This window comes from Aureimonas sp. AU22, assembly GCF_001463745.1.
GTDB lineage: Bacteria > Pseudomonadota > Alphaproteobacteria > Rhizobiales > Rhizobiaceae > Aureimonas.
The window spans coordinates 38152-62047 of the sequence record NZ_BBWJ01000003.1 but is presented as its reverse complement, the minus strand read 5'-3'; the positions used below and the strand labels follow the sequence as shown (position 1 = coordinate 62047).

General features: G+C 68.0%; 22 protein-coding genes and 1 other RNA gene. 21 read left to right on the top strand and 2 right to left on the bottom strand.

Annotation, left to right across the window (positions count from 1 at the left end; all coding sequences use genetic code 11):
• Positions 1 to 281 precede the first annotated feature (281 nt).
• Complete coding sequence (locus AUL34_RS00490; protein ID WP_061929565.1) at positions 282 to 1259, top strand: zinc-binding dehydrogenase; 978 nt, start codon at positions 282 to 284, stop codon at positions 1257 to 1259.
• Positions 1260 to 1298: 39 nt separating this feature from the next.
• On the opposite strand, the gene AUL34_RS00485 is transcribed toward AUL34_RS00490, so the two are convergent.
• Positions 1299 to 2498 (bottom strand): lytic murein transglycosylase, encoded by a 1200-nt coding sequence (locus tag AUL34_RS00485; protein WP_061929560.1) that lies wholly within the window; start codon positions 2496 to 2498, stop codon positions 1299 to 1301.
• 73 nt (positions 2499 to 2571) lie between these two features.
• Positions 2572 to 3366 (bottom strand): GH25 family lysozyme, encoded by a 795-nt coding sequence (locus AUL34_RS00480; RefSeq protein WP_061929557.1) that lies wholly within the window; start codon positions 3364 to 3366, stop codon positions 2572 to 2574.
• Positions 3367 to 3565: 199 nt separating this feature from the next.
• On the opposite strand from AUL34_RS00480, the gene AUL34_RS00475 reads away from it, so the two are divergent.
• The 20 genes from AUL34_RS00475 to AUL34_RS00380 all read left to right on the top strand — a co-directional run bounded on the left by AUL34_RS00475 (position 3566) and on the right by AUL34_RS00380 (position 23884).
• Positions 3566 to 3769 (top strand): hypothetical protein, encoded by a 204-nt coding sequence (locus AUL34_RS00475; RefSeq protein WP_061929554.1) that lies wholly within the window; start codon positions 3566 to 3568, stop codon positions 3767 to 3769.
• Positions 3770 to 3928: 159 nt separating this feature from the next.
• The gene (locus AUL34_RS00470) at positions 3929 to 4645 is read left to right on the top strand and encodes a DnaJ family molecular chaperone (protein ID WP_061929552.1); all 717 of its coding nucleotides are present in this window, start codon (positions 3929 to 3931) and stop codon (positions 4643 to 4645) included.
• Positions 4642 to 5397, top strand: a complete 756-nt coding sequence (locus AUL34_RS00465; protein ID WP_061929548.1) for an N-acetylmuramoyl-L-alanine amidase — start codon at positions 4642 to 4644, stop codon at positions 5395 to 5397. Before AUL34_RS00470 ends, AUL34_RS00465 begins: the two co-directional genes overlap by 4 nt.
• A gap of 191 nt (positions 5398 to 5588) precedes the next feature.
• Entirely contained in the window at positions 5589 to 6131 is a 543-nt protein-coding gene (locus AUL34_RS00460; protein WP_082653046.1) for a lytic transglycosylase domain-containing protein, read from the top strand.
• A 49-nt stretch (positions 6132 to 6180) separates the two neighbouring features.
• Positions 6181 to 6573: RNase P RNA component class A (rnpB, locus tag AUL34_RS00455), an RNA gene on the top strand.
• A gap of 508 nt (positions 6574 to 7081) precedes the next feature.
• Positions 7082 to 7543, top strand: coding sequence for a division/cell wall cluster transcriptional repressor MraZ (gene mraZ, locus AUL34_RS00450; RefSeq protein ID WP_061929544.1), 462 nt, complete (start codon positions 7082 to 7084; stop codon positions 7541 to 7543).
• On the top strand, positions 7540 to 8577 hold the full coding sequence (rsmH, locus tag AUL34_RS00445) for a 16S rRNA (cytosine(1402)-N(4))-methyltransferase RsmH (protein ID WP_061929541.1): 1038 nt from the start codon (positions 7540 to 7542) through the stop codon (positions 8575 to 8577). The genes mraZ and rsmH overlap by 4 nt, the downstream gene beginning before the upstream one ends.
• A 3-nt stretch (positions 8578 to 8580) precedes the next feature.
• A complete protein-coding gene (locus tag AUL34_RS00440; RefSeq protein ID WP_061929538.1) occupies positions 8581 to 8937 on the top strand; it encodes a hypothetical protein in 357 nt (118 codons plus the stop codon).
• A complete protein-coding gene (locus AUL34_RS00435; protein WP_061929535.1) occupies positions 8934 to 10658 on the top strand; it encodes a penicillin-binding protein 2 in 1725 nt (574 codons plus the stop codon). The genes AUL34_RS00440 and AUL34_RS00435 overlap by 4 nt, the downstream gene beginning before the upstream one ends.
• A 115-nt stretch (positions 10659 to 10773) precedes the next feature.
• Complete coding sequence (locus AUL34_RS00430; protein ID WP_061929532.1) at positions 10774 to 12222, top strand: UDP-N-acetylmuramoyl-L-alanyl-D-glutamate--2,6-diaminopimelate ligase; 1449 nt, start codon at positions 10774 to 10776, stop codon at positions 12220 to 12222.
• Positions 12219 to 13691: a UDP-N-acetylmuramoylalanyl-D-glutamyl-2,6-diaminopimelate--D-alanyl-D-alanine ligase gene (locus AUL34_RS00425; RefSeq protein ID WP_061929529.1), complete on the top strand. Its 1473-nt coding sequence runs from the start codon at positions 12219 to 12221 to the stop codon at positions 13689 to 13691. Before AUL34_RS00430 ends, AUL34_RS00425 begins: the two co-directional genes overlap by 4 nt.
• Positions 13692 to 13694: 3 nt before the next feature.
• Positions 13695 to 14777, top strand: a complete 1083-nt coding sequence (mraY, locus tag AUL34_RS00420; protein ID WP_061929526.1) for a phospho-N-acetylmuramoyl-pentapeptide-transferase — start codon at positions 13695 to 13697, stop codon at positions 14775 to 14777.
• 10 nt (positions 14778 to 14787) lie between these two features.
• Positions 14788 to 16182, top strand: coding sequence for a UDP-N-acetylmuramoyl-L-alanine--D-glutamate ligase (gene murD / locus AUL34_RS00415; RefSeq protein ID WP_061929523.1), 1395 nt, complete (start codon positions 14788 to 14790; stop codon positions 16180 to 16182).
• 3 nt (positions 16183 to 16185) lie between these two features.
• The gene (ftsW, locus tag AUL34_RS00410; RefSeq protein WP_061929520.1) at positions 16186 to 17352 is read left to right on the top strand and encodes a putative lipid II flippase FtsW; all 1167 of its coding nucleotides are present in this window, start codon (positions 16186 to 16188) and stop codon (positions 17350 to 17352) included.
• 10 nt (positions 17353 to 17362) lie between these two features.
• The gene (murG, locus tag AUL34_RS00405; protein WP_061929517.1) at positions 17363 to 18463 is read left to right on the top strand and encodes an undecaprenyldiphospho-muramoylpentapeptide beta-N-acetylglucosaminyltransferase; all 1101 of its coding nucleotides are present in this window, start codon (positions 17363 to 17365) and stop codon (positions 18461 to 18463) included.
• A gap of 31 nt (positions 18464 to 18494) precedes the next feature.
• Positions 18495 to 19907, top strand: a complete 1413-nt coding sequence (gene murC, locus AUL34_RS00400; RefSeq protein ID WP_061929514.1) for a UDP-N-acetylmuramate--L-alanine ligase — start codon at positions 18495 to 18497, stop codon at positions 19905 to 19907.
• On the top strand, positions 19904 to 20851 hold the full coding sequence (murB, locus tag AUL34_RS00395; RefSeq protein WP_061929511.1) for a UDP-N-acetylmuramate dehydrogenase: 948 nt from the start codon (positions 19904 to 19906) through the stop codon (positions 20849 to 20851). The genes murC and murB overlap by 4 nt, the downstream gene beginning before the upstream one ends.
• 61 nt (positions 20852 to 20912) lie before the next feature.
• On the top strand, positions 20913 to 21821 hold the full coding sequence (locus AUL34_RS00390; protein WP_061929580.1) for a cation diffusion facilitator family transporter: 909 nt from the start codon (positions 20913 to 20915) through the stop codon (positions 21819 to 21821).
• A 168-nt stretch (positions 21822 to 21989) separates the two neighbouring features.
• On the top strand, positions 21990 to 23426 hold the full coding sequence (locus tag AUL34_RS00385; protein WP_061929508.1) for a PTS galactitol transporter subunit IIC: 1437 nt from the start codon (positions 21990 to 21992) through the stop codon (positions 23424 to 23426).
• Complete coding sequence (locus AUL34_RS00380; protein WP_061929505.1) at positions 23423 to 23884, top strand: PTS sugar transporter subunit IIA; 462 nt, start codon at positions 23423 to 23425, stop codon at positions 23882 to 23884. The genes AUL34_RS00385 and AUL34_RS00380 overlap by 4 nt, the downstream gene beginning before the upstream one ends.
• Positions 23885 to 23896: the final 12 nt, after the last annotated feature.

Genomic DNA, 23896 nt, shown 5'->3' with positions numbered 1-23896 from the left:
TGGCGGGCAACCGGAGAAGCTCCATGGCGGGGTCTCGCACACCCTGCCGAACCGCAACCACCGCGCGGGTCGCCGGAGGCGGACCACTCTAACGAACTACCCCAGAAGGTTCGCCTCCGGCGGCCCGTCGCCCGTTCCATCCGGGGCGACACCACGGAAGACCCCATCACCCCGGCCGCCTGTGACGGTGCGGGTGCCTTGCCGTGTCCCGACCTTGGTTCTCCCGGCCGACGTCCCATTTCCCGCGTTTCCTTCTCACAACGCGAAACGGGAATGACGTCATGAAAAGCGCGATCCACGACCGGTTCGGCGATCCAGCCGACGTCCTGAAACTGGGCGACAGCCCGCTGCCCGAGCCCGGCCCCGGCGAGGTGCGGGTGCGCACGATCCTCTCGCCGATCCACAATCACGACCTTTGGACGGTGCGCGGCACCTACGGTTACAAGCCCGAGCTGCCGGCGATCGGCGGCTCCGAGGCCGTCGGCACGATCGAGGCGGTGGGCGAGGGCGTCGACGGCGCCATGGTCGGCCAGCGCGTGAGCGCCGCCGGGGTCCACGGCACTTGGGCCGAGGCCTTCATCGCCAAGGCCGGCGGCGTCATGCCGGTGCCGGACGCGATCGGAGACGAGGCGGCCGCGCAACTGATCGCCATGCCCTTCAGCGCCATCACGCTTCTGGAGTCGCTGGGCGCAAGGCCAGGCGAGTGGATCGCCCAGAACGCGGCCAACGGCGCGGTCGGGCGCATGCTGGCGGTGTTGGCCGAAGCGCGCGGTATCCATGTCGTCAGCCTCGTGCGCCGCGACGAGGGCGTCCGCGAACTCGAGGCCGCCGGCATCCGCAACGCGGTCTCGACGGAGAACGAGGGTTGGAAGGACAAGGTGCGCGAAGTGACGGGTGGCCAGCCGATCAAGGCCGGCGTCGAATCCGTCGGCGGCGAGGCGGCGGCCGATCTCGCCGACATCCTGGGCGAAGGCGGCACGCTGGTCTGCTTCGGCTCGATGACCGGCGAGCCGATGCGCATCCCGTCCGGTGCGCTGATCTTCAAGCAGATCGTGGTCAAGGGGTTCTGGGGCGCCAAGGTCGGTCCGGCCGTCTCGGCCGAAGACCGCAAGCGCCTGATGGGCGAACTCGTCTCGCGCGTCGCCAAGGGCGAGCTGAAGCTGGAAGCGGAGGAGATCGTGCCGCTGGCCGAGATCGGGCGCGCCGTCACGGCGTCGCTCGCGCCCGGAAAGGTCGGCAAGGTCCTCGTCCGGCCCTGACGCGGAAAGGGGCGGGCCTTCGCGGCCCGCCCTTGCGGATCAGTTCAAGGCGGCGAGGAATGGCGCCGTCGGCCAGCCGTCCGGCGCGAAGCCGCGCTTGCCCTGTTCGGTCGCCACCGCCGCGCGCGTGTTGGCGCCCAGAATCCCGTCGACCTTGCCGACGTCGTAGCCGAGGGCGACGAGCTTGTTCTGCAGGACCTTCATCTGGTCGCCGTCGAGGCCGGGCTGCGGGTTGCCCATGTCCACCACCGGATCGCCCGCCAGCCGCGTTCCGAAATAGGCGGCGGTCAGCGAGTAGGTCAGCGAGTTGTTCCACTGCAGGTAGATGTCGAAGTTCGGGAAGGCGAGGAAGGCCGGGCCGCCCTTGCCCTGCGGTAGGATGATCGAAGCCGGCACATCGTCGCGCTCTAGCGGCGAGCCGTCGGACTTGGTGACGCCGAGCGCGGCGAATTCGCGGCGCGGCTCCTTGTTGACGAGCGCGGCGCGGTCGAAGGGAAAGTCCGCCGGCACGCGGATCGCCTCCAGCCATGGCTGGCCGCGCTGCCAGCCCATCGATTGGATGAACTTGCCCGTCGTCATCAGGACGTCCGGCACGTCGGTCAGGAGGTTGATCTGGCCGTTGCCGTCCTGGTCGGTGCCGAAGGCGATGTAGTCCTCGGGCAGCATCTGCGTCTGGCCGAGCTCGCCCGCCCAGGCGCCGCGCATCTGGTCGGGGCGCAGGTACCCCTTGTCCACCAGCTCGATCGCCGAGATCAGGTGCGGGCGGAAGATTTCGGGACGGCGGCAGTCGTGGGCAAGGGTGGCGAGCGCCGAGAGGGTGTCGAAGTCGCCGAGCACCGCGCCGAAATCGGTCTCGAGGCCCCAGAAGCTCGCGATCACCGGGCCCGGCACGCCAGTCGCGGCTTCCACTTCGCGGAAGGTCGAGGCGTATTTCTTCAGCTGCGCCTGGCCGCGCGCCAGCCGATCCTTGTTGACCATGCGGCCCTGGAAGCGGCTCCATTCCTGCTGGAACACGGCCTGGCCGCGGTCGCGCGACAGCACCTTCTGGTCCTGGCGCACGTTGCCAAGCGCACGGTCGATGCCGGCCGCCGAAAGGCCCTTGGCCAGCGCCTCGGTCTTCACGCCCGCCATGAACTGGTTCCAGTCGCCGCCGCACTGCGCGCCCTGGGCGGCTGCGCCGGAAACGCCGGCGACGAGAAGGGTCGAGGCGAGCGCCAGCGATGTGAAGGAAAGGGCCATGGCGGGTGCGTCGCTCCGGTTCGAATAGGGATGCGCCGCCTTTGACGGGCCAAATGGGGCGCTTTGAGGAACGTCAGGCGGAAGGGCGGTGCGCCTTGAGCCAGGCGTCCCAGTCGGCCTTCGTGCCCGAGAAGGCGTTGCGGTCCACATCGCCGGAGACGCCCGGCACGGTTCCGGTCGCGGTCCACTGCCAGAACCGCCAGTCGGGGCGGCTGTCGTAGTTGACGCTCGGATGGTCCTTCACGCCGCGCAGCCAGAACTGATGCTTCGGGAAGGTGCCGATCAGACGGTCGCGATGGATGTCGATCGGCGCGTAGATCACCGGCCGAACGCCGTAGTGCTTCTCCAGCGCGTCCATGAAGGCGGTCATCTCGCGCACCATCTCGTCGCGGGGCGGGCGCCGCGTGCAGGTGGGCGAGTCCGGCGTCCACTCGACATCGAGCACCGGAGGCAGGGCTGCCGCGTCGCGCGGCACGTTCTGGATGAACCAACGCGCCTGCTCGATGCCGGGCCGGCACCAGTAGAAGAAATGGTAGGCGCCGCGCGGAACGCCGGCCGCACCGGCCGCGTCCCAGTTGCGCCGGAAGGCCGAGTCGACACGATCGCCGCCTTCGGTGGATTTGATGTAGGCGAAGGCGACGCCGCCCGCGCGCACCGTGTCCCAGTCGATCTTGCCTTGGTACTTCGACACGTCGATGCCGTGGACGGGATAGTGATGCGGCGCCGAGCCAGCGACGCCGGTCAGTCCGAGATCGCCCGGGTCGAGCGAAGCGCTCCGGCATGCCGCCAGAAGAAGCGTCGCTCCAATGAGAGCCGGGATGCGCGAGCCGGAGGCGGCCCGCGACAGGAGATCGATGATGGCGCGCATGCGTCTTCCCGTTGCCGGCCGAGGGGCCAGTGCGGTCCGGACCTTCGAAGGCGACGCTTGTCCCAAACTGTATCCCAGGGCTTCTCACGAAGCGATGATGATCTGTGAAACATCACGACTCCATGCGTGATCCCTCTTGCATTGAACCCATCGGCGTTCCGATCGTTTGGATGGGGAGTTCAATCAACGGAGACGATCCATGCGTTCCCTGACCCTCGCCATCGGCGCCCTGTCCATGCTCGCGCTTGGCGCGTGCTCGGACAACAACAGCTCGTCCACCACCCCCGCCGCGACGACCACCACGCCCGCGACCGGCACCGCGACGACGCCGGCTCCGGCAACCGGCACGGCCACGACGCCAGCGACCGGAACCACGGGCACCGGCACCACCACGACGCAGTAAGGCGTTCATCCGACCGGAAAACGGGCCCGCGCTCCATTCGCGCGGGCCTTTTTCGTGCGCCTCCGGAAGGCGAGCTCGACCACCGGCACTTTCGGCAGCCGTCGTTCATCGGATAGAACGACGTGGATTCGCCCCGACCGGCTGCAGGACCCGGCTTCCATGTCCATCTTCTCGACGCTTGCCCAACTCTTCCGCGACATCGCCGTCTCCGGCGCCGAAGCGATCGAGGCCATCGTGGAACGCGTGCGCACCGCCTATTCCGGCGACCGCGAGACGCGGCGGCGCGTGGCCTTCTCTGTCGCCATGATCGCGCTCTCGGCCAAGATGGCCAAGGCCGACGGCGTCGTCACGCAGAGGGAAATCCGGGCCTTCCAGGAGATCTTCAAGATCCCACCCGAAGAGGTCGGCAACGTTTTCCGCCTCTACGACCTCGCCAAGCGGGACACGGCCGGCTTCGAGATCTATGCGGCCAAGATGCGGGGCCTATGCGACGGCGGCCCCGGCAACTGCGCGCTCCTTGCCGACGTGCTCGACGGGCTGTTCCACATCGCCGGCGCCGACGACACCATCCACGAGCGCGAGCTGGAGTTCCTGGCGCGCGTCGCCGAGATCTTCGGAATGACGGAGACCGAGTTCGAGGGCGTCAAGGCGCGCCATATCCAGAGCGGACCGGAGGGGGCCTTCGCCGTCCTCGGGGTGCGCCCCACCGATCCGCCGGAGGCGATCCGCCGGCGCTATCTCGAACTCGTCAAGGAGAACCACCCCGACCGCCTCGCGGCGCGCGGCGTTCCGGACGAGTTCATGGCGATCGCGACCGAGCGCATGAAGGCGATCAATGCCGCCTGGTCGCTGGTCGGCCGGGTCGCGATGACATGAGGCCGGACAGTTCCGTCGTCACCGAGACCATCGCCGCGCCCAATCACGATGCCCGGCGCGGCGGTGCCAGACCCGAGATCCTGCTCCTGCACTACACCGGCATGGAAAGCGGCGCGACGGCGTTGGAACGGCTGTCGGGTGAGGAGGCGCAGGTCTCCTCCCACTATTTCGTCGAAGAGGACGGCCGCATCGTCCAGCTCGTGCCGGAGGAGCGCCGTGCGTGGCACGCGGGCGTCTCGTGGTGGCGTGGGCGGGACGATGTGAACTCCCGCTCGATCGGCATCGAGATCGTCAATCCCGGGCACGAGCACGGCTACCGCGCCTTCCCCGCCGCGCAGATCGATGCGGTTATTCGATTGTGTCGCGATTGTGTCGCGCGCTGGGCAATTCCTGCACGCAACGTGCTCGGACACTCCGATGTCGCGCCGACACGCAAGGAGGATCCCGGCGAGCTGTTCCCCTGGGATCAACTTTTCCGATCGGGGGTTGGCCATTGGACCGAGCCCGCGAAGGCCACTGGCGGGCGCTTCCTGACGCTGGGCGATCGAGGTCAGCCCGTGGAGGCCTACCAGGGCCTTCTGGCAGCCTACGGATATCTGCAGGAAATCAACGGAACCTTCGATGAGGCAACGCGTTCGAATACGTTTGCCTTTCAGAGGCATTTCCGGCCGAGCCGTGTCGACGGCATCGCCGACATGGGTTCGATCACGACCCTTCACCGTCTGCTGACGAGCCTGCCGACCCTCGGCTGAAGGATATATGGCCGACTTACGGTCGTCCCGAACTATTTCATTCGTTAATGTTCCGTGATCGAGCCGACACATTGGCGGTCGATTGCTCCTGCAAAAGCTCAGCCGTCATCGCCGCCGCGTATCCGGGCGGCTCATGAGGGGGACGGCCGCGCGTCCGTTCGACGTGCGCGCCGACAATCCACGGAACCAAAATGAACCGACTGCCTGCCGCGGCTTGCGCCGCGACGCTTCTGCTTGCCCAGATTTCTGCCGTTCAAGCCGATACCGCTTCATCCACGTCCCTGGCGCCCGTCGCCGAACCATCCATTTCCGAGCAGAAGCCGGCCGACGCGGCCGAGGACTCCGACGACACCCTTTCCGGGCGCCCCTTCGCCGACATCATCGCCCGCGAGGCCGCGGCCAACGACGTGCCTCTGGAACTTGCTCATGCCATCGTCTCCGTCGAGAGCAACTACCGGGTCGAGGTGACCGGGCGAGCCGGGGAGATCGGGCTGATGCAGATCAAGCCCGCCACGGCGCGCGACATGGGTTTCGACGGTGACGCCAAGGCGCTCTACAACCCGGCCGTCAACATCAAGTACGGCATGAAGTATCTGGCGGGTGCCGAGCGTCGCGGGGGCGGCACGCTCTGCGGCACCATCCTGAAGTACAATGCCGGCCACTATTCCAAGCGCATGAACCCGACCTCGGCCCGCTATTGCGAGAAGGTCAAGACGGTGCTCGCTTCCCTCTGATCGCGGCCTCCCTTGACAGGACCTGGTGTCCGGGCGACACCGCGCCCTGCCAGCCGGCCGGGCGGCCGCTCCCGCAATCGTCGAAAGGCGGCGGGGGAGGAAAGTCCGGGCTCCAAGGAGGAACGGTGCCGGGTAACGCCCGGCGGGGGTGACCCCAGGGACAGTGCCACAGAGAGCAGACCGCCTCGCAGCCCTCGGGCCGCGGGGTAAGGGTGAAAGGGTGGGGTAAGAGCCCACCGCGCGGCCGGCAACGGTCGCGGCATGGTAAACCCCACCGGGAGCAAGACCGAATAGGGACGACGTGGCGGGAAACCGCCGGCCCGCTCCGGGCCAGTCGTCCGGGTAGGTTGCTTGAGGCGCCGCGCGAGCGGCGTCCCAGAGGAATGGTCGCCGCACGGCTTTTGCCGTCGCACAGAACCCGGCTTACAGGCCGGCTGGCCCTCGACCCTGTCCACAATGGGATGGTTTCCCACCGCAACCGTCGGGTGACGGGCGGTCCGCGATGCCAACGACCGGAAATCGATAGCCAGACGATATTTCGCTGGCTTTTGGCCTAAAGCAAGGCCGCGACAACCCCCTGTTTCGCAAACATTTTCTGCGCGGCTTTGTTGCAACGCGGCGAACTCGGTCGGCCCCGTACACAGATTATTAACCATCTGAGAACGTTCGGTTTTTCCGAGCGCAATCCTGCTTGACGTAGCGTCCGGCTGGCAGGTCTGGGGGACGCATTCCCATTGACCCCCATATCCGCCCATGGTATCCCAAACCCCAGATTCGAACGCTTGTTCAGCACCGATTTCTACGCACATCCGACGCCCGTTCGGTCCATTCGAGATCGAGCAAACTGCGCAACCCTTGGTTGTTCGGTGGGGTATCCGTGTGCCGCGAGCGGGTGGAGCGGCAGGCGGATGAGAGGGTCGGGATAGAGGCGAGGTCGGGGTTCGCGACGGGTGGAACGATTTCTTTCCAACGCGATCAACAACATTGACGCCAAGGGTCGCGTGTCGGTCCCAGCTCATTTCCGCCAGGTTCTGGCCGCGCGGGGCGTTCGGGACCTCTACGCTCTCCATGCGATCGGGCATCCGGCGATCGACGTCGGCGGCATGGATCTCCTGGAGCGCTACGAGGCGCGAATGGCTGCCGAGGATCCGTTCGGCGAGGACTACGCCGACATGTCGCTCTTCGCCTATGGCGACGGGGCATTCCTGAAGTTCGATGGGGAGGGGAGGATCATGGTTTCCGATTTCATCCGCTCGCATACGGGCATCAAGGATCGCGTCGTCTTCGTCGGGCGCAACCACTTCTTCCAACTCTGGGAGCCATCCCAGTTCGAGGCCTATCGGGCGGAAGCGAGGGCGCGGCTCACCGCGCGTCGCCAGGGCCGAGGCGCGTTCGAGAGTACACCGGAATGATGGCGGACCACGGCCAGGCCTTCGTGCCGGCCGGTGGCGGACCGGTCCGCCACGTTCCGGTGCTTCTCGACCCCGTTCTCGCCGCGCTCGACCCCAAGCCGGGCGAGCGCTTCGTGGACGGCACGTTCGGAGCGGGCGGCTATTCGGCGGCCCTGCTTGACCGCGGGGCCCATGTTCTCGGCATCGATCGCGATCCGACCGCCATTGCGGGGGCGCAGCCCTTGCTCGATCATTATCCGAACCTTGCGCTGCATCCCGGCCGTTTCGGCGATCTGCGCGCCATTGCCGCCGAGCGCGGCGAGCCTCCCTTCGATGGCGTGGTGCTCGATATCGGCGTTTCCTCCATGCAGATCGACGATGCGGATCGCGGCTTCTCGTTCCAGAAGGACGGGCCCCTCGACATGCGCATGAGCCGATCGGGGCCGAGCGCGGCCGATGTCGTGAACCGGCTGAAGGTCGGCGATCTCGCGCGCATCCTCAACTTTCTCGGCGAGGAGCGCCAGGCGGGCCGCATCGCGCGCGCCATCGAGGCGCGCCGCACCGAGCGCCCGTTCGAGCGTACCCTTGATCTCGCGGGGCTGATCGGCAAGGTCGTCGGCCGCTCGCACAAGGACCGGATCGATCCCGCGACACGCACCTTCCAGGCGCTGCGCATCTTCGTGAACGACGAGCTCGGCGAACTCGTGCGCGCGCTCGTCGCCGCCGAGCATGTTCTGAAGCCCGGCGGGCGCCTCGTCGTCGTCACCTTCCATTCGCTGGAGGATCGCATCGTGAAGCGCTTCCTGCGCGACCGCTCCGAGGCGGCGTCAGGTTCGCGCCATTTACCGGATGTTCAGCATAGGGACGTCACATTCGACGCTCGCAACAAAGCCGTAACCGGCGACGAGGGGGAGATCGCTCTCAATCCCCGCGCCCGGTCGGCCAAGTTGCGGGCCGCCGTCCGAACCGCGTTGCCGCCCCGGCGGGACTCGGAGGCGACGGCCTTCGTCGATCTGCCATCCCTTGCGGACCTGCCGCCGTCCGGAGCTGCCTGAACCATGCTGAAGACGCTCGACGTCCTCCTCGTCGCCATCGTCCTCGTCGCTGCGACCTGGACCTTCGGCCAGAAGTATCAGGCCGAATCCCTCGAGCACGAGGTCCTTCTGCTCGATCGCAAGATCGCGCAGGAGCGCGAGACGATGCAGCTTCTCGAGGCCGACTGGAGCCTCCTGAACCAGCCGTTCCGCCTGGAGGCGCTCGCACGCAACTTCGATGCCGTGCTCGAGCTGAAGCCGGTCGAGCCGCAGCAGATCGTGGAGCCCAACCAGCTTCCGGCGGTGCCTGCTCCGCCGGCGCCGGAAGAAGCCGCGCACGCTTCCAAGATCGCTTCCGCCAGCCAGGGACGCATTCGATGAAAGCGCTGCGGACCCTTCTTTCCACCATCGCCAAGGCACCCGGCGCGACGCCGCCGGTTGCAGCCACGGGGCTCCGCCGCCGGCGCGTCGAGGCGCCGCGCAACAAGCCGCGCTTCCTGATCGCGACGGGCCTGTTCTGCGCCATCTACCTCGTGATCGGCGGCCGTCTCGTCTATCTTGGCACCCAGTCCGATCCGAACGACACCTATCGCTCGGCGGCGGGGCAGGGGCCGATCACGCGCCCCGACCTCATCGACCGCAACGGCGAGGTGCTGGCGACCGACATCAAGACCGCTTCGCTCTTCGCCGAGCCGCGCCGCATCGTCGACGCCGACGAGGCGACGGAATCCCTCCTCACCGTGCTTCCGGACCTCAATCCGAAGGTTCTCCATGCGCGCCTTTCGTCCAAGGCGGGGTTTGCCTGGCTGAAGCGTGAGCTGACGCCGCGCCAGCAGCAGGAGATCATGGCGCTCGGCATTCCCGGCATCGGCTTCCGGACCGAGAAGAAGCGCTTCTATCCCGGCGGCCCGACCGCAGCCCACATCGTCGGCGTGACCAACGTCGACAACCAGGGCATCGCCGGCATGGAGAAGTATGTCGACGACGCGGGCTTCCGCGACCTCAGCTCGCTGGGCTTTGCCGGCAACGACAAGCTGGAGCCGGTGAAGCTGTCGATCGACCTGCGCGTGCAGCACATCGTGCGCGACGAGTTGGTCGCTGCCATGGCCAAGTACAAGGCGATCGCCGCCGGCGGCCTCGTCATGGACATCCAGACCGGCGAGATCATCGCCATGGCGTCGCTGCCCGACTACGATCCGAACTTCCCGGCCGACGCGCTGAAGAAGGAGAATCTCAACCGCATCTCGGCCGGCACGTTCGAGATGGGCTCGACCTTCAAGATCTTCACCACCGCGATGGCGCTGGACTCCGGTCTCGTGCGCTACAACGACGTCTTCTCGACGACGCCCTTCCGCGTCGCCGGCTTCACCATTAAGGAATTCCACGGCAAGGGCCGCCCGCTCTCCGTGCCCGAAATCTTCGAGTACTCCTCCAACGTCGGCTCGGCGCGCGAGGCGGACCTCGTCGGCATCGAGGGACACAAGGAGTTCCTGACGCGCATGGGGCTCCTGTCGCGCGTCAAGACGGAACTGCCGGAGACGGCGATGCCCTCCCAGCCCAAGCAGTGGAAGAAGATCAACTCGATGACCATCGCCTTCGGCCACGGCGTGTCCACGACGCCGCTGCAGACGGCGGCGGCCGCGGCCGCCATCGTCAACGACGGCTGGTACGTGCCGCCGACCTTCCTGCCGCGCACGAAGGAAGAGGCCGACGCGATCAAGGTGAAGGTGCTGAAGGATCAGACCTCGGCCGAGATGCGCGAGATCTTCAAGATCAACGGCGTGTCGGGCTCGGGCAAGAGCGCCAACCCGCCCGGCTACCACGTCGGCGGCAAGACGGGCACGGCCGAGAAGGTCGTCGCCGGGCGCTACTCCAAGGACATGCGCTTCAACGCCTATGTCGGCGCCTTCCCGATCGAGAAACCACGCTATCTCGTGCTCTCGATCATCGACGAGCCCAAGAAGGAAGAGGGCAAGTACGCGGCGACGGCCGGCTACAATGCCGCGCCGATGGTCGGCAACATCGTGCGCCGCGCTGCGACGTTCCTCGACGTGAAGCCGGACTTCGGGGAAACGGGCAAGTCGCTCCTCGTGTCCTACTGACGTCAAAATGCTTCAACAGGCTCGCCTCGTGCTCTACACGACGGGCGGATAGGACGAACCCGGACGAGCCGGCGGCGGACCCGCCGGCTTTTCCGTGACATGCGGAAGATGGTAAATGAAGCTTTGCGATCTCGCCGAAGACCTCGCCACCGGCGCGAAGGATGAGACGGTCGACATCACCGGCCTGACGTCCGATTCGCGCGAGGTTCGGCCCGGCGTGCTGTTCGCGGCGCTGGCCGGCTCGAAGGGCGACGGCGCGGCCTATGTCGGCGACGCCGTGGCGCGGGGTGCGGCGGCGGTCCTGTTGCCGGCCGGCGTCGAGGCGACGGTTTCGGTGCCGACCCTTCGCACCGGCGATGCCCGGCGCACGCTCGCCCGCATGGCCGCCCGCTTCTATGGCCGTCAGCCTGACCATGTCGTCGCCGTCACCGGCACCAGCGGCAAGACCTCGATCGCCGCCTTCACCCGCCAGATCTGGACCCTGTGCGGCCTGAAGGCCGCCTCGATCGGCACCACCGGTGTGGTTTCGCCGACGCGCGACGAATACGGATCGCTCACCACCCCCGAGCCGGTCGCGTTGGCGAAGCTGATGGCGGAACTCGCCGACGAGGGCGTCACGCATGCCTCGATGGAAGCCTCCAGCCACGGTCTCGACCAGCGGCGGCTCGACGGCGTGAACCTTCGTGCGGCGGGCTTCAGCAATCTTGGCCGCGACCACATGGACTACCACCCCACGGTGGAGGACTACTTCCGCGCCAAGATGCGCCTCTTCGACACGCTGCTGCCCAAGGGCGCGCCGGCGGTGATCTACGCCGACGACCGGTGGTCCGGCCCGGCGACGGAAGCCGCCAATCTCGCGGGCGCGACGGTGATGACCGTCGGTGCCAACGGTGGGTTCCTGAAGCTCAAGCGGCTCGAGCACGAGCGCCATCGGCAGATCGCCGAGATCGAGGCCGCCGGCAAGCTCTACCGTATCGTTCTGCCGCTGGCCGGCGAGTTTCAGATGGCCAACGCGCTGGTCGCCGCCGGTCTTGCCATCGCCACCGGGCGCAACGTCGACGACGTGCTTCCCGCCCTGGAGCACCTGAAGGGCGCGCCCGGACGGCTCGACCTCGCCGGCTCCACGGCGGACGGCGTCCCGGTGTTCGTGGACTACGCGCACAAGCCGGAAGCGCTGGAGAATGTCCTGTCCTCCGTGCGCCCGTTCACCACCGGCCGCGTCGTCCTCGTGTTCGGGTGCGGCGGCGACCGCGATCGCGGCAAGCGACCGATCATGGGCGAGATCGCGGGACGCCTCGCCGACATCGTGATCGTGACGGACGACAATCCGCGTTCCGAGGTGCCGTCCGAGATCCGCGCCGAGATCCTGGCCGCCGTTCCCGCCGCCGAAGAGATCGGCGACCGACGCGCCGCGATCCGTCATGCGGTCGAGCTGTCGCGAGCGGGCGATACGGTGATCGTCGCCGGCAAGGGCCACGAGAACGGTCAGACCGCAGCGGGCGCGACGCTGCCCTTCAGCGACCACGAAGAGGTGCGGGCCGCGATCGCAGGGGCCGCACGATGAGCGCGCCGCTCTGGACCGGCGCCGCACTCGCGGCGGCCACCGGCGGACGACCGATCGGCGCCTTGCCGGAGGCGGTGACGGGCATTTCGATCGACACCCGTTCGCTGAAGCCGGGCGACGCCTTCTTTGCCATCAAGGGCGATGCGTTCGACGGCCATGCCTTTCTGCGCCAGGCGTCCGCCGCCGGTGCCTCCATGCTGGTGGTCTCCAAGCAGAAGCTTCCCGCGCTCGGAGCCGTCGGTCTGCCGATGGTGGTGGTGGACGACGTCCTCAAGGCACTGGAGCTTCTCGGCAGCGCCGCGCGCCACCGGTCCGAGGCGCGCATCGTCGCCGTGACCGGCAGCGTCGGCAAGACGACGACCAAGGACGCGCTGCGCCACGTGCTCGGCGCGCAAGGCACGGTGCATGCCTCCGCAGCCTCGTTCAACAATCATTGGGGCGTGCCGCTGACGCTCGCGCAGCTGCCGGCCGACACGCGCTTCGCCGTGTTCGAGATCGGCATGAACCACCCGGACGAGATCCGGCCGCTGGTGAAGCTCGTGCGCCCGCATGTCGCCGTCGTCACGCTGATCGCGGCCGCCCATCTCGGCTTCTTCAAGAGCCTGGAGCATATTGCCGAGGCCAAGGCCGAGATCTTCGAGGGCGTCGTGCCCGGCGGAACCGCGGTCCTGAACGCCGACGACCCGATGACAGCCTACCTGATGCAGGCGGCTCAGGCGGCGGGCGTCACGCGCATCACCACCTTCGGCGAGGAGGAGGGGGCGGACTATCGGCTCGCGGGCTTCCGCCCGTCGGTCACCGGCTCGCGCATCGTGGCAAGGATCGACGGAGCGCAGGTCGAGGTCCAGCTCGGCTCCGGCGGCCGGCATCTCGTCCAGAACGCGCTGGCCGTGCTCGGCGCGGCGGACCTTCTCGGCGCCGATGTCGAGCAGGCGGCAAAGGCTCTGGGCTCCTGGCGCGCGGGCAAGGGGCGGGGCGAGCGACACGTGCTGCCGCTCGGCGACGGCAGCGGCGAGTGGACGCTGATCGACGAGAGTTACAACGCCAACCCGGCCTCCATGCGCGCGGCCCTGGCGCTCCTGGCGCAAGCCGCGCCCGGACCGAGCGGACGGCGCATCGCCGTCATGGGCGACATGCTGGAACTCGGCGAGTTCTCGGCCGACCTCCACGCGGAGCTCGCCGGTCCGATCCTCGACGCCCATCCCGATCTCGTCCTGCTCGCAGGCGAGGAGATGAAGGGCCTCGACGCCGGCCTCGAGCGCCTGGTGAGGCACGAATGGCATGCCAGCCCCGATGAGCTTCGCGAAAGCCTCGTCCGGCATCTTCGTCCCGGCGACGTCGTGATGGCGAAGGCCTCGAAGAGCATCGGTTTCTCCAAGATCGTGGACGATCTGATCCGCATCCATTCGGCCCCGGCTCCCGCGGCCTCCGGCAGCGCCGCCCCCTCCGATCTCGGCCAGGGAGCCTGATCCATGCTGTCCTATCTCGCCACGCTCGCCGACGACGCGCAGCTCTTCAACGTCTTCCGCTACATCACCTTCCGCACCGGCGGGGCGATGATCACCTCGTTCATCGTGGTGTTCCTGTTCGGGCCGGCCATCATCGCGAATCTTCGCGTGCGCCAGGGGCGGGGCCAGCCGATCCGCGCCGATGGCCCGCAGACGCATTTCAAGAAGGCCGGCACGCCGACGATGGGCGGGCTGATGATCCTGTCCGGCTTCCTCGTCGCGACGCTGCTCTGGGCGGAGCTCTCCAACATCTACGTCTGGATGGTGCTGCTGGTGACGATCGGCTTCGGCTCGATCGGCTTCTACGACGACTATCTGAAGGTGACGAAACAGAGCCACATGGGCTTCTCCGGCAAGTCGCGTCTCGGCCTCGAGTTCGCGATCGCGCTGGCGGCGGGCGTCATGGTGATCCTGGCGCAGCAGGGCTCGTTCGCGAGCTCGCTCTCCATCCCCTTCTTCAAGTCGCTCCTGATCGATCTCGGGTGGTTCTACGCCGCCTTCGCCGCCTTCGTGATCGTGGGCGCCGGCAACGCGGTGAACCTGACCGACGGGCTCGACGGCCTCGCGATTATGCCGATCATGATCGCGGCCGCCGCCTTCGGCCTGATCGCCTATCTCGCCGGCAACACCAACTTCGCGAACTACCTGCAGATCCACTACGTGGTGGGCACGGGAGAGCTCGCGGTCGTCTGCGGCGCGGTGATCGGGGCGGGGCTCGGCTTCCTCTGGTTCAACGCGCCGCCGGCCGCGATCTTCATGGGCGACACGGGCTCGCTGGCGCTCGGCGGCCTCGTCGGCGCCATCGCGGTCGCCACCAAGCACGAGCTGGTGCTCGCTGTGATCGGCGGGCTCTTCGTGATCGAGGCCCTGTCGGTGATCATTCAGGTCGGCTGGTTCAAGATGACCGGCCGCCGGGTCTTCCTCATGGCGCCGATCCACCACCATTTCGAGAAGCTCGGCTGGACCGAGAGCCAGGTGGTTGTGCGCTTCTGGATCATCGCGCTGCTCCTGGCCTTCGTCGGCCTCTCCACCCTCAAGCTGCGCTGAGGTCGCCGCGATGATCGCCGCGCACACGTTCACCGATCGCACCGTCGCCCTGTTTGGCCTGGGCGGCTCGGGGCTGGCGACGGCCCGCGCGCTGCAGGCGGGCGGTGCACGGCTCGTCGCCTTCGACGACAATCCAAAGAGCGTGGAGGCGGCGCGAGCCGAGGGCATCGCGACCGGCGACCTGCACGACCTCGACTGGTCCGCCGTCGAGGCGCTGGTGCTCTCGCCCGGCGTGCCGCTGACGCATCCCAAGCCCCACTGGGCCGCCGACCTCGCCAACGGGGCAGGCGTTCCCATCATCGGCGACATCGAGATCTTCGCGCGCGAGCGCGAGACCTCGACGCCCCGCGCGCCCTTCGTCGCCATCACCGGCACCAACGGCAAGTCCACCACGACTGCGTTGATCGGGCACTGCCTGAAGGCCTCCGGCCGCGATACGCAGCTCGGCGGCAATATCGGCGTCGCGATCCTGACGCTGGAGCCGCCCCGGCCCGACCGCTTCTACGTGGTCGAGTGCTCGTCCTACCAGATCGACCTCGCGCCCTCGATCGCGCCGACGGTCGGCATCCTTCTGAACCTGACCCCCGACCATCTCGATCGCCACGGCACCATGGAGAACTACGCGGCCATCAAGGCGCGGCTCCTGCAGGAAGCGGGCACGGCCGTGATCGGCATCGACGACGACTACTGCTCGGGGATTGCCGACTGGCACGAGAGCGAGGGCAACGTCGTGGTGCGCATCTCGAAGGAGCGCGCGCTGAACGACGGCGTCTTCTTCGAGGGCGGCGAGATCCAGGTCGCAGAAGGGGGCTCCGTCGTCCGGCGCTTTTCGCTCGACGGGATCGGCTCCCTGCGGGGCCGTCACAACGGGCAGAATGCGGCGGCCGCCGTCGCGACCCTTCTGGCGCTCGGCCTTGCCGACGACGAGATCCTGGCGGGGCTCCGGTCCTTTCCGGGGCTCGCCCATCGCATGGAGGAGGTGGGGCGGCGGGCCCAAGTCCTCTTCGTCAACGATTCCAAGGCCACCAACGCGGATGCCGCGGCGCCCGCCCTCGGAAGCTTCGATCGCATCCACTGGATCGCAGGCGGCTTACCGAAGGAGGGCGGTATCGCCTCGCTCGAGCCCTTGTTCGGGCGCATTGCGAAAGCCTACCTGATCGGCGAGGCGGCTCCGGCCTTCGCCGCCGCTCTTGGTGAACGAATTCCTTACGAAATATCGGGTACCCTGGACGTCGCGGTCGAGGATGCGGCGCGCGACGCGGGCCTGACGGGGAAGGAAGAGGTCGTCCTCCTGTCGCCCGCCTGCGCCAGCTTCGACCAGTTCCGGAATTTCGAGGTGCGTGGCGACACGTTCCGCCAGCTTGTGGCCGCGCTGCCCGCGACCGAACCGTCTTCGAAGGGTTGAGCCATGTCGAGCCGCGCCAAGAAGGGCCTCATCACGGACTGGTGGTGGTCCATCGACCGCTGGTTCCTGGCCGCATTCCTGATCCTGATGATCGGCGGCATGGTGCTGTCCTTCGCGGCGAGCCCGCCGGTGGCCGAGAAGATCGGGCTTGAACCGTTCCACTTCGTCAAGCGTCACGCCTTCTTCCTGTTTCCCTCGATCGCCGTGATGCTGGCGACCTCGCTTCTGACCCCGCGCGGCATTCGCCGCATGTCGATCGTGATGCTCGCCGGCTCGCTGGTGGTCATGGTGATGGCGCTGTTCTTCGGCATGGAAGTGAAGGGCGCGCGGCGCTGGATGGACTTCGGTCCGCTGACCGTTCAGCCCTCGGAGTTCATGAAGCCCGCCTTCGTCGTGGTCTGTGCCTGGCTCTTCGCCGAGCGCTCGCGCCGGCCGGACGTGCCGGGCAACCTGTTCTCGATCATGCTGCTGCTCGTCGTCACCGCGCTCCTCGTGGCGCAGCCGGACCTCGGCCAGACCATCCTCACCTCGGCCACCTGGAGCTGCATGTTCTTCATGGCCGGGCTGTCGTGGGTGTGGATCGCCCTGCTCGGCGGCGTCGGCATGGTCGGCTTCGTCGGCGCCTATACGGTGTTCCCGCACGTCGCCTCGCGTATCGACCGCTTCATGACCGGCGAGGGCGATACCTACCAGACCGACACCGCGCGCGAGGCGATCCTGTCGGGCGGCTGGCTCGGCCAGGGCCCCGGCGAGGGCACGATCAAGCGGATGCTGCCCGACAGCCATACCGACTTCGCCTATTCCGTCATCGCCGAGGAGTTCGGCATCGTCTCCTGCATGGCGCTCTCGGCGGTCTTCTGCTTCGTGGTGATGCGCGGCCTTTCCATCGCCTTCCATCAGCGCGACACGTTCAACCGCCTCGCCATCTCGGGCCTCGTGATGCTGTTCGGCCTCCAGTCGATCATCAACATGGCCGTCAATCTGCACCTGATGCCGGCCAAGGGCATGACGCTGCCCTTCATCTCCTACGGCGGCTCGTCGATGATGGCGGTGGCCATCTCGGCTGGCTTCGTGCTGGCGCTGACGCGCAAGCGTGCCGAGAACGTTTCGCAGACCGACCGCCTCGTGGAGCGCACGCTCGCCTTCCAGGCGCCGTATCCCGCGCGCTAAGAAGCCGATCATGAACAAACCCATCTTCCTATGCGCCGGCGGGACCGGCGGCCACCTGTTTCCCGCCGAGGCCCTGGCGCACGAGTTGCGCGCGCGCGGCCATGGCGTCCATCTCGTCACCGACGAACGCGCCGGCCGCTATGCCGGCAGCTTCCCGGCCGACGAGACGCATGTCGTGCCTTCGGCGACCTTCGGCTCGAAGAACCCGCTCGCCATCCTGCGCTCCGGAACGAAGCTCTGGACCGGATACCGCGGCGCGATCGCGCTGATGAAGCGGGTGAAGCCCGCCGCCGTGATCGGCTTCGGCGGCTATCCCACCATTCCGCCGATGATGGCGGCAGTGCAGCTGGGGCTTCCCACCGCGATCCACGAGCAGAACGCCGTGATGGGACGGGCCAACAAGTTCCTCAGCCAGCGCGTGCGCCGCATCGCCGCCGGCATCCCGCAGTCCGATGCGGACGGCGCGATCGCGGCCAAGATCACCGTCACCGGCAATCCGGTGCGGCCCGCCGTTCTCGATGCGGCGACGACGCCCTATCGCCGAAGCCACGAGGGCGAGCCGTTCGAGCTGGTCGTCTTCGGAGGCAGCCAGGGAGCGAGCTACTTCTCCGACGCCGTGCCGGCCGCTGTGAAGCTGATGCCTCCGGCTCTGCGCGCGCGGCTGCGCGTGACCCAGCAGGCGCGGGCGGAGGACGAGGCGAAGGTGGTGGCGGCCTATCGCGAGCTCGGCATTCCCGCCGAGGTCTCGCCGTTCTTCACCAACATGGCCGGCCGCATCGCCGGGGCCCATCTCGTCGTCAGCCGGGCAGGGGCCTCTACCGTCTCGGAGCTTTCGGTGATCGGCCGCCCCTCGATCCTGGTGCCGTACCCCCACGCGCTCGACCACGATCAGGCCGCCAACGCCGCGCGGCTGCAGCAGGCCGGCGGGACGGTGGTCTCCAAGCAGGCGGATCTCACGCCGGAGCGACTGGCGGGCCTGACGACGATGCTCGCCAACGATCCCGACAAGGCGGAGACGATGGCCTTTGCCGCGCGCTCGCAAGGCATACCGGAAGCGGCGCGGTTGCTAGCCGATCTCGTCGCGTCTATGCCGGACGCCGCGACACGCTGACCATTCAACGAGAAGACCAGAGGAGCCGGCCATGAAGATGCCGCCCAATATCGGCCCGGTGCATTTCATCGGCATCGGCGGCATCGGCATGAGCGGCATCGCCGAGGTGCTGGTCAACCTCGGCTACACCGTGCAGGGCTCGGACGCCTCGGAGAACGCCAACGTCCAGCGCCTGCGCGAGAAGGGCGTCACCGTCCATATCGGCCACGCCGCGGAGAACCTGGGGCTGGCCGAGGTCGTGGTCGTCTCGACCGCCATCAAGCGCTCCAATCCGGAGCTGTCGGCCGCGCGCGAGCGCCTGCTGCCGATCGTGCGCCGCGCCGAGATGCTGGCCGAGCTGATGCGCTTCCGCCAGGCGATCGCGATCGGCGGAACGCACGGCAAGACCACGACGACCTCGATGGTCGCGACGCTGCTGGACGCCGGCAACATGGACCCGACGGTCGTCAACGGCGGCATCATCAACGCCTACGGCACCAACGCCCGCATGGGCGAGGGCGAGTGGATGGTGGTGGAAGCCGACGAGAGCGACGGCACCTTCCTGAAGCTGCCGGCCGACGTCGCGGTCGTCACCAACATCGATCCCGAGCACCTCGACCATTACGGCACCTTCGACAAGGTGCGCGCCGCCTTCCGCGCCTTCATCGAGAACGTGCCCTTCTACGGCTTCGCGGTGATGTGCCTCGACCACCCGGAGGTGCAGACGCTGGTCTCCGAGATCGAGGACCGCCGCATCATCACCTATGGCGAGAACCTCCAGGCCGACGCGCGCTTCCAGAACGTGCGCGCCGAAGGACCGCGCTCGACCTTCGACGTGACGATCCGCGACCGCATCACCGGCGCGACCACGGCGATGAAGGACCTCGTGCTGCCGATGCCCGGCCGGCACAACGTCTCCAACGCCACGGCGGCGGTGGCGGTCGCCCATCGCATCGGCATCGGCGAGGAGGCGATCCGCAAGGGGCTGGGCGCCTTCGGCGGCGTCAAGCGCCGCTTCACGCATACCGGCAACGCGCTCGGCATCGACGTCTACGACGACTACGGCCACCACCCCGTCGAGATCCGCGCCGTCCTCTCGGCGGCCCGCTCGGCGGCGTCGGGCCGCGTGGTCGCAGTGGTGCAGCCGCATCGCTACACGCGCCTCCAGTCGCTCTTCGCCGACTTCGCGGCCTGCTTCAACGACGCCGACACGGTGATCCTCGCGCCGGTCTACTCGGCAGGCGAGGAGCCGATCGAGGGCGTCGATTCGGTCATGCTGGCGGAGCGCCTGCGTCTCGGCGGGCACCGGGACGCACGCCTCATCGACGGGCCGGCGGAACTCGCGCCGCTCGTGCACCGCGTGGCGGAAGCCGGCGACATGGTCGTGTGCCTCGGCGCCGGCTCGATCACCACCTGGGCCTATGCGTTGCCGAAGGAACTCGAGGCGCTGGGGCGGCAGGCTTGAGCGAACTCTTCGCCGCGCTGTCCGATCCTGCCCTCGGCCTTCGCGGCAAGCTGCAGGCCGCGGCGGACCTCTCCAAGATCACCTGGTTCCGCACCGGCGGCCCGGCGGACCTCATGTTCCAGCCGGCCGACGAGGCGGACCTCGCCGCCTTCCTCGCAGCCCTGCCGGCCGAAGTACCGCTCACCGTCGTCGGGATCGGCTCCAACCTTCTGATCCGCGACGGCGGCGTCGGCGGCGTGGTGCTGCGGCTGCCGGCCAAGGGCTTCGGCGAGGTCGAGGCGGTCGGGGAGGGGCGCATTCGGGCGGGCGCGGCGGCCAGCGACAAGCGCGTGGCGGCAGTGGCGCTAGAGGCCGGACTCGGCGGTTTTCATTTCCTGCACGGCATTCCCGGTTCGGTCGGCGGCGCGATCCGCATGAACGGCGGGGCCAACGGCGTCGAGACGGCCGACCGTCTGGTGGAGGCGCGCTCGCTCGACCGGCAGGGCCGGGCGCATGTGCTTTCCAAGGCCGAGATGGGTTTCTCCTATCGCCATGCCGACGCGCCGGAGGACCTGATCTTCGTGTCCGCCGTCTTCGAGGGGCCAGAAACGGACCGCGAGGACATTCGCCGCGCGATGGACGAGGTGCAGCACCACCGCGAGACGGTCCAGCCGGTACGGGAGAAGACCGGCGGCTCGACCTTCAAGAACCCACCCGGCACCTCCGCCTGGAAGGAAGTCGATCGGGCGGGTTGCCGGGGGCTGACCATCGGCGGTGCGCAGATGTCGGCGCTGCACTGCAATTTCATGCTGAACGTCGGCGACGCCACCGGCCACGACCTCGAGCTTCTCGGCGAGACGGTGCGGCGGCGCGTTTTCGAGACCAGCGGCATCCTGTTGGAATGGGAGATCAAGCGCCTCGGCCGTTTCGCTCCCGGTGCCGCCGTCGAGCCGTTCCGTCCCTGACGGTCTCGCCGCGCGGCCGCGCAAGGCCTATGACCGGGCGACGAATGTCGCGAGCCAGACCATGACCCTTGAAACCGCTGAACAATCCGCGCTGAAACGTTCGATCGCCGCCACGCTCGTCGTCGGGGCTTCGGGCGTCGGCTTCGGCATCCTGTCGGGCTCTTTGTCCATCGCCTTCGACGGCATGTTCTCGGTGGTGGACGCGGCGATGACCGGCATGGCGCTTCTCGTCTCGCGTCTCATCGCGCGCCAGACCTCGGGGCGGTTCCAGATGGGATTCTGGCATCTCGAACCCATCGTGCTCCTATTCAACGGCGGCCTCCTGACCCTCCTGTCGGCCTACGCCTTCGTGAACGCGGTCGCCACGCTGCTGTCGGGCGGCCGCGCGCTCGAATTCGGCTGGGCCATCGCCTATGCAGCAGTGATCGTCGCCATCTGCCTTGCGATGTTCCTCATCGGTCGGCGGCAGAACCGGGAGATCAGGTCCGAGCTTCTTGCCCTCGACGTGAAGGGCTGGGCGATGGCCGGCCTCATCACGGCGGCGCTTCTCGCCGCATTCATGATCGCCGCCCTTCTCCAGGGCGGCGCCTACGAGCATTGGACGCCGTATGTCGATCCGGCGGTGCTGGCGGTCCTCACGCTCTGCCTCGTCCCGGTGCCGCTGCGCACCGTGTTCGAGGCGCTGAAGGAGATCTTCCTCGTCGCCCCGCCCGAACTCGACATCCGCGTGCGCACCATCGTCGCCGAAACCGTGCGTCGCCACGGCTACGCGGATGTGCGCACCTATGTCGCCAAGGTCGGGCGTTCGCGCATGATGGAACTCCACTTCGTCGTGCCCATCGACCACCCCCGCCAGACGCTTGCCGACTTCGATCGCGTGCGCGAGGAGATCGGCGCGGCGATCGGCGGGTCCCCGCGCGACCGCTGGCTGACGGTTGCGTTCACGGCGGATGAGAAATGGGTGGATTGAGGTCCGTGCGCTTCCAGCGCGCCCGCCGTCATGAGCGGCTGTTCGCGCCTCGATCGGACCGCAAGGAACAAGTTGCAAAAACACTAGACAGGTGTTCACACTCGCGGTCTGGCGAGAACCGAACGACTGAAGATTCTGTCTCGCCCGTCTGCCGAGGGGGGACCAACGATGGCTGAGATTCTAGCCGCATTGAAGGGGGTCGTCGACGCGCTCGGCGCGACCGTGCTCCTTCCCATCATCATCTTCGTGATCGCGCTCGTGCTCGGCGCCAAGCCCGGCAGGGCCTTCCGCGCCGGCCTGACCATCGGCATCGCCTTCATCGGCATCAACCTCGTTCTCGGCCTGATGCTGACGACGCTCGGCGAGGTGGCGCAGGCGATCGTCACCAACACCGGGATGCAGCGCGACATCGTGGATGTCGGCTGGCCGTCGGCGGCGGCGATCGCCTTCGGGTCGTCGGTCGGGCTCTGGGTGATCCCGATCGGCATCCTGGTAAACGTCGCGCTCCTGTTCTCGGGGCTGACGCGCACGCTCAACGTCGATGTCTGGAACTTCTGGCACTTCGCCTTCGTCGGCTCGCTCGTCGTCGCCGCGACGGGGAGCCTCGGCTACGGCCTTCTGGCCGCCGCGTTGATGGCCGCTCTCGCTCTCGTGCTGGCCGACTGGACCGCCAAGGGCGTCCAGCGCTTCTACGGCGTCCCGGGTGTATCGGTGCCGCATCTGGCCTCCGCCCAGATCGTGCCGCTCGCGATCGCTCTCAACTGGATCATGGACCGCACTCCCGGCATCAATCGTATCCGCGTCGATACCGAAACCGTGCAGCGCCGGCTCGGCGTCTTCGGCGAACCGATCGTCATGGGCCTCATCATCGGCCTCGTGCTCGGCCTCGTCGCCTATGCCGGTTCCGCCGACTTAGGCACCGTCATCACCAAGAGCCTCCAGACGGGCATGAGCCTTGCGGCCGTGATGCTGCTGCTGCCGCGCATGGTGAAGATCCTCATGGAAGGCCTCATCCCGGTTTCGGAGGCCGCGCGCGAGTTCGTGCAGAAGCGGGCCGGCGACCGGGAGATCCACGTCGGTCTCGACTCCGCCATCCTGATCGGGCATCCGGCGGCGATCGCCTCGTCCCTGATCCTGGTGCCGGTCGCGATCGTGCTGTCGCTGATCCTTCCCGGGAACCGCATCATCCTCTTCGCGGATCTCGCGGTGATCCCCTTCGTGGTCGCGATGGCCGCGCCGATCGTCAACGGCAACGTCTTCCGCATGGTCGTGATCGGAACGGTGACGCTCATCGTCGGCTTCTACGTCGGCATGGCCTTGTCGCCGCTGATGACGGCCACCGCCGCCAATTCGGGCTTCGCCATCCCCGCCAACGCCACCGGCATCACCAGCGTCGTGGACGGGTTCCTCTACATTCCCTGGATCGTGATCCGCCTCACCGAGATGTTCGGGCTCGTCGGCCTGCTTCTGGTTCTCTGCGGCGTGGCAGCGCTGTTGCTGGCCTGGCGCGCCGCGCCACGCCGCATGGAGCGGCTCGCAGGGGCCGACGATCCCCTGCCGGACGCCGTGCCGGTGGTCGCGCCGCCGATGGCGCGTCGCACGTGACCGATCTTCTGCGTCGCTACCTCGACCGCCGCGCCATCCTGATCGGGGTTCCGGTCGGCGACGGCGGGGCGGCGATCGATCTCCTGGCGGAACGCCTGCGCGAGATCGGCTGCGTGCATGCGAGCTGGGGACCGGCAGCCCGGGCGCGCGAGGAGGCGATGCCGACCGGCCTCCCGCTCGGCGACCTGAACGCCGCGATCCCTCACACCGACCCGGAGCACGTGGTGCAGGCGGCGGTGGGCCTCGCCATCCTTCCCGAGCCCGTGCGCTTTCGCTCCATGGACGACCCCGACCTGTGGCTCGACGTGCGCGTGATCTTCGCGCTGGCGATCCGCGACAAGGCCGAGCAGATCCCGCTGCTGCAGGCGGTGATAGGGACGCTCGCGGACGAGCAGCGTCTCCGGCGCCTTGCCGGGGCCGGGACTGCCGACGAAGTTCTCGAAGCCCTCGGCCACTGACAACAAGGAGCG

Excerpts from the sequence above, each read along its gene's own strand:
- AUL34_RS00390 (WP_061929580.1), top strand. The coding sequence starts at position 20,913 with ATGACCCTTGAAACCGCTGAACAATCCGCGCTGAAACGTTCGATCGCC.
- AUL34_RS00485 (WP_061929560.1), bottom strand. The coding sequence starts at position 2,498 with ATGGCCCTTTCCTTCACATCGCTGGCGCTCGCCTCGACCCTTCTCGTC.
- AUL34_RS00470 (WP_061929552.1), top strand. The coding sequence starts at position 3,929 with ATGTCCATCTTCTCGACGCTTGCCCAACTCTTCCGCGACATCGCCGTC.
- AUL34_RS00425 (WP_061929529.1), top strand. The coding sequence starts at position 12,219 with ATGAGCGCGCCGCTCTGGACCGGCGCCGCACTCGCGGCGGCCACCGGC.
- AUL34_RS00435 (WP_061929535.1), top strand. The coding sequence starts at position 8,934 with ATGAAAGCGCTGCGGACCCTTCTTTCCACCATCGCCAAGGCACCCGGC.
- AUL34_RS00385 (WP_061929508.1), top strand. The coding sequence starts at position 21,990 with ATGGCTGAGATTCTAGCCGCATTGAAGGGGGTCGTCGACGCGCTCGGC.
- AUL34_RS00490 (WP_061929565.1), top strand. The coding sequence starts at position 282 with ATGAAAAGCGCGATCCACGACCGGTTCGGCGATCCAGCCGACGTCCTG.
- mraY (WP_061929526.1), top strand. The coding sequence starts at position 13,695 with ATGCTGTCCTATCTCGCCACGCTCGCCGACGACGCGCAGCTCTTCAAC.
- AUL34_RS00465 (WP_061929548.1), top strand. The coding sequence starts at position 4,642 with ATGAGGCCGGACAGTTCCGTCGTCACCGAGACCATCGCCGCGCCCAAT.
- murG (WP_061929517.1), top strand. The coding sequence starts at position 17,363 with ATGAACAAACCCATCTTCCTATGCGCCGGCGGGACCGGCGGCCACCTG.
- AUL34_RS00440 (WP_061929538.1), top strand. The coding sequence starts at position 8,581 with ATGCTGAAGACGCTCGACGTCCTCCTCGTCGCCATCGTCCTCGTCGCT.
- AUL34_RS00480 (WP_061929557.1), bottom strand. The coding sequence starts at position 3,366 with ATGCGCGCCATCATCGATCTCCTGTCGCGGGCCGCCTCCGGCTCGCGC.
- AUL34_RS00475 (WP_061929554.1), top strand. The coding sequence starts at position 3,566 with ATGCGTTCCCTGACCCTCGCCATCGGCGCCCTGTCCATGCTCGCGCTT.
- murC (WP_061929514.1), top strand. The coding sequence starts at position 18,495 with ATGAAGATGCCGCCCAATATCGGCCCGGTGCATTTCATCGGCATCGGC.
- rsmH (WP_061929541.1), top strand. The coding sequence starts at position 7,540 with ATGATGGCGGACCACGGCCAGGCCTTCGTGCCGGCCGGTGGCGGACCG.
- murD (WP_061929523.1), top strand. The coding sequence starts at position 14,788 with ATGATCGCCGCGCACACGTTCACCGATCGCACCGTCGCCCTGTTTGGC.
- AUL34_RS00430 (WP_061929532.1), top strand. The coding sequence starts at position 10,774 with ATGAAGCTTTGCGATCTCGCCGAAGACCTCGCCACCGGCGCGAAGGAT.
- ftsW (WP_061929520.1), top strand. The coding sequence starts at position 16,186 with ATGTCGAGCCGCGCCAAGAAGGGCCTCATCACGGACTGGTGGTGGTCC.
- AUL34_RS00460 (WP_082653046.1), top strand. The coding sequence starts at position 5,589 with ATGAACCGACTGCCTGCCGCGGCTTGCGCCGCGACGCTTCTGCTTGCC.